Genomic DNA, 11,676 nt, shown 5'->3' on the forward strand with positions numbered 1-11,676 from the left:
CCCCGCCTCCTCCCGCACCGTCACCGCCAGCTCGACGTGTCCGGCCTCCGGGTCCGCGAGGATCTGGCGGATCTCCGGCGCGGTGCCGGCGTCCTCCACGTCGAACGCGTCCATGAGTCCCAGCAGGCCCGGATGGGGCAGCGCGCCGCCGGGGGCGTCGTCGAGGAGGTCGACCTCGCCCGCATCGGCGCGCACGTCCACGTACCGCTCCACGCGGCGTGGCAGCGTTCCGGTCACCACCTCGTGCCCGTCGACCCTGAGGCCCGCGGGAGCCGGACCGCTCAGCGGGACGGCCAGGACGGTCTCCACGACGTCGGCGGCGCTCGGCACCGGACGCAGCGCCGTCCACGGCGGCCCGGCGGGTGCCGACCCCGCCTCCGCGAGTGCCTGGAACAGCGTCGCGAAGGCGGCGTTCGCGCGCTCGGTGGTGGCCTCCTCACCGGCCTCGTCCAGGGCCACCCGCTGCACGACGCCGGCCCACGGCGTCGGCCCGACCGTGCGCTCCGCCACGGGGCCGGGACGGGCGGGGCCGCCGTCGTCGTCGGGATCCGGGGCCGCGTAGACACCGGCAGCCGCGAGCGCAAGCGCGCGGTCCTCGAGGTCGCGGCGGCGTCGCACCTCGGCCGCGTGCGCCTCGAGCCGCGCCGGCAGGGAGGCGGGGTCCGCGAGGACGGACCGGACGTCGTCGACCGTGAGGCCGGCCGCCCGCAGGACGCGGATCTGCGCGGCCGTCCGGATCTGGCCGGGCTCGTAGCGGCGGTAGCCGGAGTGGGCGTCGACGTCGGCGGGGGCGAGGAGGCCGCGCTCGTCGTAGAAGCGCAGCGCCTTCGCGCTCAGTCCGGTGGCGAGGGCGAACTCGCCGACGGTCATCAGGGGGCTCATGGGGCGACCTTTCTCTCAGGTGTTCCCAGCGTGGGCGTTCCCCCAAGGGGAGGGTCAAGCGTCGCCCAGCCTGCTCGGGACCGACGGCCAGGTCTGCCCCTTCCCGCTCGTGGAGGCCAACCGCCACGGCGGCCTCAGACCTCCAGCAGCACCTTGATCTCGCGGCGCTCGTCCATGGCCCGGTACGCCTCGGCGGCGTCGTCGATCGGCATGCGCGCGGTGAACACGCGGCCGGGCTGGATCTCGCCGGACTGGATGCGCTCGATCAGCTCGGGCAGGAAGCGGCGGACGGGGGCGGGGCCGCCCTCGAGGTGGATCTCACGGCCGAAGAGGTCGGAGCCGTCGAGGGTCTGGTCGTGGGAGACGCCCACGAACCCGACGTACCCGCCGGGGCGCACCGAGGCCAGGGCCTGGTCCATGGAGCCCTGCGTGCCGACGGCCTCGCACACCCCGTGCGCGCCGTAGCCGCCGGTGAGCTCGCGCACCTGGGCGGCACCCTCCTCGCCGCGCTCGGCGATCACGACGTCCGCGCCGAACTCACGGGCGAGCGCGGCCCGATCCTCATGGCGGGAGAACACGATGACCTGCTCCGCGCCGAGGGTCTTGGCGGCCAGGACGGCGCACAGGCCGACGGCGCCGTCGCCGACCACGGCGATGGTCTTGCCGGGGCCGGCCTGCGCGGCGACGGCGGCGTACCAGCCGGTGCCGAGCACATCCGAGGCGGCGAGGTAGTCGGCCAGGCGGTCCGGGTCCGAGGGCTCGCCCCCGGGCACCTTCACGAGGGAGCCGTCGGCGAGCTCGACGCGCATGTACTGCGCCTGGCTGCCCGTGTACTCGCCGGCGTTGACGCAGCGGGACTGGTAGCCGGCCTGGCAGATCTCGCACGTGTTGTCCGAGAGCATGAAGGAGCCGATCACGAAGTCGCCGACCTCGAGGGTGGCGACGTCCTCGCCCTTCTCCACGATCGTGCCGACGTACTCGTGGCCCATGCGCCGGTGGTCGACGTCGTTGTGGCCTCGGTAGGGCCACAGGTCCGAGCCGCACACGCACGCGGCGGCCAGCTTCAGGACCACGTCCGTGGGCTGGGCGACGCGCGGGGTGTCCACCTCCTCGACGACGACGTCGCCGGGCGCGCACATGATCACGGCCTTCATCGTCTCGGGGATGGCAGGGGTGACGGGGGTCTGTGCGGTCATGGTCTGTCCTCCGGTCTGGCCCGGCGGTCCGGGCGGCGGTGTGCGGGGACCAGTCTTGCGCCCCTGGGCCGTGGAGACGACACATCGGCGTCGCGGGCGGGGCCGGTGGAGGACCGCGCGCCACTCGGCTCACAGCGAATGAGCGACGCCGGGCGTTACGCTGTGGTTCCCATCACATCCGACTCCCCTCGGAGGCCCGTCATGACCCTCACCCTGCCCGCCCGCCTCGAGCGCACCGCCGCCGAACACCCGAACTCCACCGCCCTGATCCTCGGCGAGAACCGCATGACGTACGCCGAGCTGCAGGACCAGTCCCAGCGTCTGGCCGGGCTCATGCGGCAGGAGGGCATCGGCCCCGGGGACCGCGTGGCGCTCATGGTGCCGAACATCCCGGCGTTCCCGGTGGTGTTCTTCGCGGCCCTGCAGCTGGGCGCCGTCGTCGTCCCGATGAACCCGCTGTTCAAGCGCCGCGAGATCGAGTACTACCTGGAGGACTCGGGCGCGTCGATGCTGTGGTCCGTGCCGTCCGAGGAAGCCGTGGAGGGCGCCCGCGAGCGCGGTGTGCCGCTGCGCACCCTCGGCGAGGACGGCCTCGCCCCGCACCTCGCGGAGAGCCCCGGCCCGGTGACCGAGACCGTCGAGCGGGACCTCGAGGACGACGCCGTCATCCTCTACACCTCCGGCACCACCGGCCGCCCCAAGGGGGCCCAGCTGACCCACCGGAACATGGGCACCAACGCGGACACCGCGGCGGAGACGCTGATCCAGCTCCAGCACGGGGAGACCGTGCTCGGCTGCCTGCCGCTGTTCCACGTGTTCGGCCTCACGTGCGCGCTCATGGCGCCCGTCACCACGGGTGCCAGCCTGGCGTTGATCCCCCGCTTCGATCCCGCCGTGGCCGCGCAGACCGTCCGGGAGTGCGCGGTGGATGTGTTCATCGGCGTGCCCACCATGTACGGGGCCGTGCTGGCCGCGGCCAAGGACCATCCGGAGGACCTGGCCAGCCTGCGCTTGGGCGTCTCCGGCGGGTCCGCCCTGCCGGTGGAGCTGCTGCGCCGCTTCGAGGCCACCTTCGACTGCGAGATCCTGGAGGGCTACGGCCTGTCCGAGACCTCCCCGGTGGCGTGCTTCAACCATCCGGGCGAGGAGCACCAGCCGGGCTCGATCGGACGCGCCGTCCGCGGGTGCGAGATGCAGCTGGTGACGCCAGACGGGGCCGTGGTGCCCGAGGACGACGAGGAGACCCTGGGCGAGGTGTGGATCCGCGGGGAGAACGTGATGAAGGGCTACTGGGGCAAGCCGGAGGCCACCGCCCAGGCCATCACCGAGGACGGCTGGTTCCGCTCGGGCGACATCGCCCGGCGTGATGCCGCGGGCAACTACTACATCGTGGACCGCACGAAGGACATGATCCTGCGCGGCGGGCTCAACGTGTACCCGCGCGAGATCGAGGAGGTGCTCTACGAGCACCCGGCCGTCGCGGAGGCCGCCGTGGTGGGGGTGCCCCACCCGGAGCTCGGCCAGGAGGTCGCCGCGCACGTGGTGCTCGCTCCCGGCGCGCACGCCACGGAGGAGGAGCTGATCCAGCACGTGAAGTCCCAGGTGGCCCCCTACAAGTACCCGCGCACCGTGAGGGTGCGGGACGGGCTGCCCAAGACCGCCACCGGCAAGATCCTCAAGCGGGAGCTGACGCCGGCGGAGTGATCTCGGGGTGACCGCCCGGGCCCGCGTGTGGGCCGAGGTGCTCGCGGAGGCGGGCGCCGTCGTCGTGCCGGACCCGGTGCGTGGCATCCCGCTCGACGAAGCCGGGCGCGCCGACCTGACGGTCCCCGTGGACCGGGCGCTGCGGGTGGCGCCGCCGGCCGGCGTCGACGGCGCCTCCCCCTGGTGGCTGCTGGAGACGGACGTGCCCCAGGACGACGACGGCGGGGTGCTGCCGGTGATCCGGGTGGCGGTCGGCGCCCCGGGGCAGGTGCATGCGCTGCTCCCGGACTGCGGATGCGACGCCTGCGGCCCCGGGTCGGATGAGCTGCTCGAGGCCGTGGATCAGGCGGTCGCGCGGGCGGGGTGGTTCCCGGAGGCGTGAGGGGGCGGAGTCGCCGGGTGCCGCCGCTCAGAACAGTGCCGCCACCCCCCGAGCGGCGAGCGGGACGAGCCGCACGGCCGGCACCACGGTGAACGCGGTGACCACCGAGACGAGCGCCCACTCCCGCCAGGACCCGGTCCGGCCGAGCAGCGGAAGCCGGAACCGTCCGGAGGACTGCCACCACCACAGGCGCGCGGGAGGCTCCGGGCTGAGCAGGGCCACCCCGTTGTTGGTGAGGGCGTCGCCGAGGATGTGCACGCTCACGCCGACGGCCACGGAGACGGGGATCCACCACAACCCGTCGCTGAGGACGGTCGCCGACACGGCGACCAGGATGCCGAGTGCCCACGCGGCCCTCCATCCCCGGTTCGGGAGCAGTCGGAGGGCCTTGGCGGCCACGGCCGCCATGAACGCGGCGATGACCCCCTGCCTCGGCGTGTAGACGTGCCCCGCGATCGGCACCTGGATGGAGGCGGCCGCCGTCGCGATGGCGGTGGCCGCGTGGGACGGGCCCATCATGGGTGGGGTCCTCTCGTTCGCAGGACCGGGCCGCGTCACCGCGCCTGCGAGGGCCGGCGGGCGGCCCGCGGGGAAGGAGGAGGGCCAGGGCGGCAGGCGGGGCGGACACGGTAAGGAGGCCGCCGCGGCCGGAGCGGGTCGAGGCGGCTGCCCGACCTCTGTCGGGGGGCGGCCGCCCGACCCCTCACCCCGTCATCGCCAGCACCAGCGGGGCCAGCAGGGCGGTGAGCACACCGGAGCAGGCCATGGCGAGGGCGGAGAACGCGCCGGTCTTCGGCCCCTCGGCGAGGGCGCGGGCGGTGCCGATGCCGTGGGAGCTCACGCCGATGGCCAGGCCGCGCACGCGGGGGTCGCGCACGCGCAGCCGGTCGAGCACCCAGGGGGCGAGCACGGCGCCGAGCACGCCGGTGAGCACGGGGAGCACGGCGGCGAGGGAGACGATCCCGCCGCCGGCGTCGGCCACCGCCATGGCGATCGGCGTCGTCGCGGACTTGGGGGCGAACGTGGCGGCCAGCGCGGCGTCCCCGCCCATCAGCCGCACGATCAGCACGGCGCTCACCATGGCGGTCAGCGAGCCGGCGGTGACCCCGACGGCGACCGGCAGCAGCAGCTTCCGGATGTCAGGGCCGGCCCGGTACAGGGGGACGGCGAGGGCCACGGTGGCGGGACCGAGCAGGAAGGTGAGGTAGCTGCCGCCGATCATGTAGGTCTCGTAGTCGATGCCGGTCAGGGCCAGGAACGCGGCCACCAGCACGATCGTCACGAGCACGGGCGTGAGCAGGGCGGTCTGCCGGGCGGCGAGCCACAGGCGGCGGGCGAGCACGGCGACGGCGAGGGTCAGCGCGATGCCGAACAGCGGTGTGTGCAGGAGCGCGTCCCAGGCCTCGGCGAGGGAGTCGGTGAGTTCGGCGGCGTTCACTGTGCGTCCTCCTTCTTGTTCGTGAGGCGGCGGGCGAGCGGGGCGGCGACGCCGGCCGTGACCACCAGCCCCAGCAGCCAGGGCACCACGAAGCCGACCAGCATCAGCGCCCGGTGTTCCTGGATGAGGCCCAGCACCGCGACGACGCCGACTCCCGCCGGGACGAACAGCAGCGGCAGGTGCTGGAGCAACTGGTGGCTCGCGGTGATCACGGGCGCGTCCTCGGCCGGCCGGCGCCACGCGAGCAGGCCGAGCAGCAGGAGCATGCCCAGCACGGCCCCGGGGATCGGCAGGTGCAGCGTGTCGGCCACGAGCGTGCCCGCCAGCTGGCAGAGCAGCAGGATCAGCAGGCCCTCGATCATCGGGGCTCACCTGCCTCGGACGAGCCCACGGGCAGCAGGCCGGGGACGACGACGCCGGCCCCCGCGGCGTCGAGGTGCGCCTGCAGGGCGCGCTGGGCGTCTGCGGCGCGCCCGGCGGCCAGTTGCGCGCAGATCTGGACGTGCCCATCGAGGAGGCGGCGGGCGGCGTCCACGGATCCGCCAGTGGCGGCGTGGATGAGGCGTGCCAGGCGGGGGGCAAAGGTGCCCATGATCTCGTCGAAGGCGGCGTTGCCGCACATGGCGATCACGTCGCGGTGGAAGCGCACATCCAGCGCGGAGAACGCCGCGAGGTCGCCGGCGTCCAGGGCGGCGCGCTGCTGCTCCAGGTTGGCGGTCAGCGTGGCGACGAGGGGCCCGACGGCGTCGGGCCGCGCGGCGACCGTGGCGAGGGCGGTGGACTCGAGGAGGCCGCGCAGGGCCGTGAGGTCGGCCACGCTCTGCGGCGTGAGGGCCTGCACGGCCGCACCCTTCTTGGGGAGGAGCCGCACCAGACCCCAACGCTCGAGCTGGAGGAGGGCCTCCCGGGCCGGCGTCCGGGAGATGCCGGCGTCCGTGGAGAGCTGGACCTCGGTGAGCATCTCCCCCGCGGCGATCTCACCGCGGACGATGCGCCAGGCGACGTCGTGGGCCAGGCGGCCGGCAGCCGTGGCACGACTGCCCCATAAGGGGTCGGAGAGTGGAGTCATGCGGGCCAGAATAATCGGATGCATGCATGGATGTATGCATTGTGTCGGACTCGGAAGGCGCCCGGGTGGGGAGGGGCACAAGATGCCGGCGCCCACCCTCGCCCCATGACCGTCGCCATCACCCGTCTCGACCCCGCCGGCGCGGACCGCGCGGAGCTCATTGAGCTGCTCACCGGCAGCGCGTGGCCCTTCCCTGTGCGCCCGCGCGCCACCCGGCCAGAGGCGAAGGAAGCCATCGAGGACGGCGGCAGGCACCACACACTGTCGGGTCACCAGCTCCCGATGTAGTCCTCCGGGCCGAGGAGACCCTGGGTGTCTGCCCAGGCTCCCCAGCGGTCGAGGAGGAGGGGGATGGCCTGGTCCTCCCACCAGGGCAGGTGGACGAGGCCCTGACTCATGCCTCCGCGGTTGAACCGCTCCACGTTGACCTTGTCCTCGTCATAGGGCTCGGCCCCCTCGAGGGAGCGGTCGAGCGCATCGTGGAGGATCCGGCTGAGCTCATGGTCATTGGTGGGCATGGGGGTGTCCTCGAGCCGTTCGGCGAGCTCCTCCCAGAGGCCGATGCTTCCCCGCAGGCCGTACTGGCTGGGTCGACGGCGGAACAGATCGCCGACGCTCGCGCGTGCGGGAGAGTCGGCCTCCGCCGCATCCACACCACGCTTCACCTGCTCCGCCATGGCCGTGCGGGCCTTCCGGATGTGCTGGCGGAGCAGCTGTGATTCGAGGCTGGTGCTGCCGTAAGTGAGGTTCAACGGCGGGGTGTGCGTGTCGATCACAGGCTTCTCGATGCCCCCGAGCGGCGTCACTTGCGCGAACCCGGCGGGAGCCTGCCACACGCGGACGGCGAGGTGGCGTCGCATCCAGGTGGTCAGCTGCTCGCCGCTCTCCGGGGTGAGGGTGAATCGACCGGCGGAGGCGACGGCGACCGGCTCCAAGTCCAGCCGGTCCACCAGGAGTGCGGCCAGGGTGCGGCGCAGAGTGGAGTGGGCGGTCCCGCCGTCCGCGAAGTGCTTGCCTTCCAGGCGTGCTCGCAGGCTGCCCTCGGCCTTGCCGATATAGAGCACGTCGCCTCGGCTGACAGACGGATCCAGTCGCAACTCGGTCCGCACTACGTCGGGACCCTGCGCGACGACCGCGTACAGCCCAGGCGAATCCGGCACGACCTCACCGTCGACCCCCCCGAATACCGTCGCACCGCCCTCGCCCCCCGCCAACAGCCGAGGACCGTTCTGCAGCGCGTGGGAGGCAGCCGCAATGAGCCCTGCCTTGGTGTTCATACCTGGGTCCTCTCTTCGTCCGGGGCATCCACCCCGGCTGTGGCTCGAGCCTACGGAGCATCCCGGACACGGTAGGCGCCCTTGCGACGGATCGCTGCACCCTTCACCGCGCCAGGATCCACCGGTCCTCGGGGCCGAAGACGTGGAGGTCGTCGCACGCGAAGCCGCGCAGCCACGGGACGTGGTCCACGACGCGCAGGTACAGGCCGCGGTGCACGTCGGGCTCGTCGCCGAGGGACGGGCTGAGCACATGCGCGGAGCCGTCGGGCGCGCGGCCGTGCCGGAGCACGGAGTCCGGGGCGTTGGCCTGGTCCAGGGTGACCAGGCGCAGCAGCGGGGCGACGGCGGGCGGGCACTCCCGCAGACCCGCCTCCGCGGCGGCGCGCCACATCTCGGGGAGGGTGCCGCCGTCGGGCAGGCCGAGATCGGCCAGCGTGCACTCGACGACGGTCACCCGCTCGGGGACCGCGGCACACACCCGCGCGTCGCCGATCAGCCGCTGAGCGGACTCGTTCATCGCCACCCCGGCCGCGCGCAGGCGGGCGAGGAGGTCGGCGGGGCCCTGCGGTGCGAGGTCCAGCGTGAGGGAGTCCCCGGGGAACAGGCGGGTCATGGGGTCATCCTGCCTGGACGGGGAACCGGCTGTAAGCCGGGTTCTGTGCGGGTCAGGTGCGGGATTCCCCCACAAACGGGAAGAGGAGTTCCTCGAGGGACTCGGCCAGTGCCGCCTGCAGCGTCGTGTCGCCCGAGCAGCAGTCCCACGGGAAGTCCGAGCCCACCACGCCTCCGTCCACCATGACCTCGACCATTACCCCCGCACGAGCTAGGCCACCCGCTCCGGCGCGTCCAGGTGCACGTCGTGCCCCGCGCCGGGCATCTGCACGCGCCACACATCCGGGCGCCGCCGCCGCATCTCGTCCAGCTCTCCGGCGGGCACGTACCCGTTCTCCCCGGAGATCAGCAGGGTTGGCGCGGTGACCTGCCCCCATTCCTCCCACCGAGGCCGCTCGTGGACGGACCGCAGGGCGGCCTCCAGCACGTCGACGTGGAAGCGTGGCACCCCGCCGACGTCGACGCCCCGGGTGGAGCGCGGGGAGGACGCGGTTGCGGGCGACCTCGCCCCTGGCTGGCCGTTGCGCACCGCGCGGCTGACGCTGCGCCCGCACCGGGAGGACGATCTCGCCGGCCCTGCCGGATCGGTGTCCCTGCTGGACCTGGGGTTCGAGACGTACGGCCTGCACCGGGTGGTGGTGCAGATGGACGCCCACAACCCGGCGTCCGCCCGGATGGCCGGGACACTGCACACGGCACTGAGGCTGGTCAGCCCGGTAGTCCACACCCGGTCAACCCCGCCGGCCCGCACGCGCGGCGAACTCGTCCAGACAGGCGAGCACCTCGGTGGCCAGCCACACCCGGTTCCGACGCTGAGCGGACACGGCCTGCAGAGCGCCGGCCTCGACAAGCTGGTCCACGGCCCGCTGGGCGGCCGGGCGCGAGACACCCAGCGCCTGGGCCAGATGGTCCACGGTCACGGCGGGTTGCGCGATGATCACCGCGAGCGCCCGCCAGACCGCCGCGTCCCGCCGGGCGGTGAGCCGCTCGCGCCAGCCGGTCAGGGCCTCGTCCAGGTCCGCGACGAGCTCTCGGCCGTTGCCGACGGCGGCCAGGGCGGCCTGCGCGAAGCGGCGCACGATGGGCGCGGGGTCGCCGTCGCGGTAGGCGGTGAGGGCGTCGAAGTATCCGGCCGTGTCCGTGAGGAGTCCCGCTGAGAGGGGCACCCCCATACGGGTGATCGCGCCGGCCCGGTGCAACACGGCGTGCACGAGGACGCGCCCGGTGCGGCCGTTGCCGTCCACGAACGGGTGGATGGTCTCGAACTGGGCGTGCGCGATGGCGGCCTGCACGAGGGCGGGTACGTCCGTGCGTCGCAGGTAGGCGAAGAGATCGTCCATCCCGGCACGCAGGCGCTCCGGGTGGGGCGGGACGAACTGCGCCGTGTGCGGCGTGGGCGCCCCACCCCCGATCCACCCCTGCGCATCACGGTAGGCGCCCGGCCGGGCATGCTCCTGACCGTCCATGAGGGCACGATGGGCGGCCAGCAGGGCGGGCTCGTCGAGGTCGGCGGCCAGCCGGGAAGCAGCGCCCATGGCCCTCACGTTCGCCGCCACGAGCGCTGCGTTCGGGCGGGTGCGTTCGCCGAGAGTCGCCAGGGCGAGGGCTCGCGCGCCCGCGGTGATGTGCTCGATCTGCGAGGAGGACGCGGACTCAGTGCGCAGGAGCACCGCGTCGATCGGGGCGATCTCTCCAGTGAGCCCCGGGAGGGCGTGGCTGATCTCAGCGTCGAAGCGCACGACGGCGGCCGTCGCCTCCTCGACCTCGGTCGCCAGATCGGAGGGCAGGTCGAACCCGAGTCGGGCGATACGGGCTGGGAGCGCGGCTCGATACGGGCCCGACGCGCGCACGCGAGCGCGGCGGGTGAGGACGCCAGCGTCGTCGGGGTCCGCGGTCCAGGGGCGCTCTTCCCAGCCGACGGCCGTGCTGATGGTCCGATCCATGCCCATAAGGGCATCCTACGCAACGATATGGATCGATCGTTGCGTAGGAGCCATCGTTGTGCACGGACACTGCTGAGCCGCGCGATCGCCTCGGCGCGGGCGGTCGAGCACACCGCTACGAGTCCGGGAGCACGTAGTGCGCTGCGCGCCGCTCCCCGCGCAGTTCGAGGAGACCCTCCTCCGTCATGCCTTTGAGCACTGCCCGCGCGGCCGTGGGCGCGATCTGGCACAGTTCCGCGGCTTTGCTGCGGGTGATGGATCCGTATTCGCGGATGTAATCGGCAATCAGCCGTCGCTGTTGGATTCGGTCGACCGGACGCAGGCGCAGGTAGGCGGCTCGGTCTTCGGCCAGCTCGTAGAACCGCGCGGTCAGCATGTACCGCTGCGCCCGGCCGTTCCCCCTCGATTCCAGGACGCCGGCCTCAACGAGCGCGGTGGCAGCTGCGCGCACGTCCGCCACGGGCAGTCGAAGGCGTTCCGCTGCCTCCTCCGCCCCCGCAGGCCCCCCGTGCTTGATCTCGTGGACCACCCGCAGCTCGGTCAGGGTGAGTGCACGCTGGCCCTCGTTCTGCCGGCGGGCCAGAAAGATCAGCAGCTCCCTGTCCTCATCACCCAAGGGGATGTCGACGATCGCGGACCGATGCGTGGAGCGACTGTAGTCCGGCGCACCCCGGCCAGCTCGGAGCTGCGAGGCGAACATGTCCTGCACACCCTTGCCCCGGCGCTCGACGAGCCCGGCGCGCTTGAACACATTCGCCAGGGCAGGGCTGCGGGGAGCCGAGCGGTTCAGTATGTTGGCCGGCGAAACGTCACGGGGGAACCCGCCAGGGCTGGCGACGGAGAACGTGGACCCGGTGAATCGCCCCGGGTTTCTTAGAGGCTCGCAAGTGCCGTCCCGGCGGGCGCCGGCACGGGGTTCTCATGATGGTAGACGTCCTCGAACTCGACCCGAGGAACCATCCCGATCTCCCCGTGCACGCGGCGATGGTTGAACCAGTCGACGTACCCTGCGACCGCGATCTCCAGGTCTTCGATGGACGTGAACGGGCCCTTGTTCCGGATCAGCTCGGCCTTGAACAGCGAGTTGAACGCCTCCGCGAGGACACTTATCGTAAGAATCCCCCGCCGAGCCGACCGAGGCGACTGCGCCGGCCTGGGCCAGCCGCTGCGCCG

General features: G+C 73.1%; 16 protein-coding genes and 1 pseudogene. 3 read left to right on the plus strand and 14 right to left on the minus strand.

Going from position 1 to position 11,676, the window contains the following annotated elements; all coding sequences use genetic code 11:
* A partial coding sequence (locus tag MHY29_RS08530) for a MerR family transcriptional regulator (protein WP_239240153.1) occupies positions 1-882 on the minus strand: 882 nt, incomplete at its 3' end.
* A 134-nt stretch (positions 883-1,016) separates the two neighbouring features.
* A complete protein-coding gene (locus MHY29_RS08535) occupies positions 1,017-2,078 on the minus strand; it encodes a zinc-binding dehydrogenase (RefSeq protein WP_239240156.1) in 1,062 nt (353 codons plus the stop codon).
* A gap of 201 nt (positions 2,079-2,279) precedes the next feature.
* Here MHY29_RS08535 and MHY29_RS08540 point away from each other — a divergent pair, with 201 nt between their 5' ends.
* Positions 2,280-3,782, plus strand: a complete 1,503-nt coding sequence (locus tag MHY29_RS08540) for a long-chain fatty acid--CoA ligase (protein ID WP_224356033.1) — start codon at positions 2,280-2,282, stop codon at positions 3,780-3,782.
* 7 nt (positions 3,783-3,789) lie between these two features.
* Positions 3,790-4,164 (plus strand): DUF6226 family protein, encoded by a 375-nt coding sequence (locus MHY29_RS08545; RefSeq protein ID WP_239240159.1) that lies wholly within the window; start codon positions 3,790-3,792, stop codon positions 4,162-4,164.
* A gap of 27 nt (positions 4,165-4,191) precedes the next feature.
* Here MHY29_RS08545 and MHY29_RS08550 read toward each other — a convergent pair whose 3' ends face one another.
* The 4 genes from MHY29_RS08550 to MHY29_RS08565 form a co-directional block, all read right to left on the minus strand.
* Positions 4,192-4,683: a hypothetical protein gene (locus MHY29_RS08550; protein WP_239240162.1), complete on the minus strand. Its 492-nt coding sequence runs from the start codon at positions 4,681-4,683 to the stop codon at positions 4,192-4,194.
* A gap of 184 nt (positions 4,684-4,867) precedes the next feature.
* Positions 4,868-5,602, minus strand: a complete 735-nt coding sequence (locus tag MHY29_RS08555; protein ID WP_239240164.1) for an LrgB family protein — start codon at positions 5,600-5,602, stop codon at positions 4,868-4,870.
* Positions 5,599-5,964, minus strand: coding sequence for a CidA/LrgA family protein (locus MHY29_RS08560; protein WP_224356029.1), 366 nt, complete (start codon positions 5,962-5,964; stop codon positions 5,599-5,601). The genes MHY29_RS08555 and MHY29_RS08560 overlap by 4 nt, the downstream gene beginning before the upstream one ends.
* Positions 5,961-6,671, minus strand: coding sequence for a GntR family transcriptional regulator (locus MHY29_RS08565; protein ID WP_224356028.1), 711 nt, complete (start codon positions 6,669-6,671; stop codon positions 5,961-5,963). The genes MHY29_RS08560 and MHY29_RS08565 overlap by 4 nt, the downstream gene beginning before the upstream one ends.
* 105 nt (positions 6,672-6,776) lie before the next feature.
* Between MHY29_RS08565 and MHY29_RS08570 the strand changes: the two genes are divergently transcribed.
* Positions 6,777-6,959: a hypothetical protein gene (locus tag MHY29_RS08570; protein WP_239240166.1), complete on the plus strand. Its 183-nt coding sequence runs from the start codon at positions 6,777-6,779 to the stop codon at positions 6,957-6,959.
* On the opposite strand, the gene MHY29_RS08575 is transcribed toward MHY29_RS08570, so the two are convergent.
* The 8 genes and pseudogenes from MHY29_RS08575 to MHY29_RS08600 all read right to left on the minus strand — a co-directional run.
* Positions 6,941-7,948, minus strand: a complete 1,008-nt coding sequence (locus MHY29_RS08575) for a GIY-YIG nuclease family protein (protein ID WP_239240169.1) — start codon at positions 7,946-7,948, stop codon at positions 6,941-6,943. The two genes, MHY29_RS08570 and MHY29_RS08575, sit on opposite strands and share 19 nt — an antisense overlap.
* A gap of 103 nt (positions 7,949-8,051) precedes the next feature.
* Positions 8,052-8,561 (minus strand): hypothetical protein, encoded by a 510-nt coding sequence (locus MHY29_RS08580; protein ID WP_239240172.1) that lies wholly within the window; start codon positions 8,559-8,561, stop codon positions 8,052-8,054.
* Positions 8,562-8,613: 52 nt separating this feature from the next.
* Positions 8,614-8,745 carry a hypothetical protein gene (locus MHY29_RS12315; protein ID WP_255718742.1) on the minus strand — a complete coding sequence of 44 codons (132 nt, stop codon included), beginning with the start codon at positions 8,743-8,745 and terminating at the stop codon, positions 8,614-8,616.
* Positions 8,746-8,771: 26 nt separating this feature from the next.
* Positions 8,772-9,008 (minus strand): alpha/beta fold hydrolase, encoded by a 237-nt coding sequence (locus MHY29_RS08585; protein WP_239240175.1) that lies wholly within the window; start codon positions 9,006-9,008, stop codon positions 8,772-8,774.
* A gap of 283 nt (positions 9,009-9,291) precedes the next feature.
* Entirely contained in the window at positions 9,292-10,503 is a 1,212-nt protein-coding gene (locus MHY29_RS08590; protein WP_370643489.1) for a Fic family protein, read from the minus strand.
* A gap of 115 nt (positions 10,504-10,618) precedes the next feature.
* Positions 10,619-11,119 carry a DNA glycosylase AlkZ-like family protein gene (locus MHY29_RS08595; RefSeq protein ID WP_255718744.1) on the minus strand — a complete coding sequence of 167 codons (501 nt, stop codon included), beginning with the start codon at positions 11,117-11,119 and terminating at the stop codon, positions 10,619-10,621.
* A gap of 39 nt (positions 11,120-11,158) precedes the next feature.
* Positions 11,159-11,332, minus strand: a pseudogene (locus MHY29_RS12320) (ATP-binding protein); the annotation flags it as partial.
* 44 nt (positions 11,333-11,376) lie between these two features.
* Positions 11,377-11,676, minus strand: a 300-nt coding sequence (locus tag MHY29_RS08600; protein WP_239240181.1) for an IS3 family transposase, incomplete at its 5' end; no start/stop codon positions are given.

The sequence above is a fragment of the Micrococcus sp. ACRRV genome (assembly GCF_022346985.1).
Taxonomy (GTDB): Bacteria; Actinomycetota; Actinomycetes; order Actinomycetales; family Micrococcaceae; genus Micrococcus; species Micrococcus porci.

Coding starts and splice junctions, on each gene's coding strand:
- MHY29_RS08535 (WP_239240156.1), bottom strand. CDS start 2,078: ATGACCGCACAGACCCCCGTCACCCCTGCCATCCCCGAGACGATGAAG.
- MHY29_RS08570 (WP_239240166.1), top strand. CDS start 6,777: ATGACCGTCGCCATCACCCGTCTCGACCCCGCCGGCGCGGACCGCGCG.
- MHY29_RS12315 (WP_255718742.1), bottom strand. CDS start 8,745: ATGGTGGACGGAGGCGTGGTGGGCTCGGACTTCCCGTGGGACTGCTGC.
- MHY29_RS08540 (WP_224356033.1), top strand. CDS start 2,280: ATGACCCTCACCCTGCCCGCCCGCCTCGAGCGCACCGCCGCCGAACAC.
- MHY29_RS08580 (WP_239240172.1), bottom strand. CDS start 8,561: ATGACCCGCCTGTTCCCCGGGGACTCCCTCACGCTGGACCTCGCACCG.
- MHY29_RS08565 (WP_224356028.1), bottom strand. CDS start 6,671: ATGACTCCACTCTCCGACCCCTTATGGGGCAGTCGTGCCACGGCTGCC.
- MHY29_RS08575 (WP_239240169.1), bottom strand. CDS start 7,948: ATGAACACCAAGGCAGGGCTCATTGCGGCTGCCTCCCACGCGCTGCAG.
- MHY29_RS08590 (WP_370643489.1), bottom strand. CDS start 10,503: ATGGATCGGACCATCAGCACGGCCGTCGGCTGGGAAGAGCGCCCCTGG.
- MHY29_RS08560 (WP_224356029.1), bottom strand. CDS start 5,964: ATGATCGAGGGCCTGCTGATCCTGCTGCTCTGCCAGCTGGCGGGCACG.
- MHY29_RS08550 (WP_239240162.1), bottom strand. CDS start 4,683: ATGATGGGCCCGTCCCACGCGGCCACCGCCATCGCGACGGCGGCCGCC.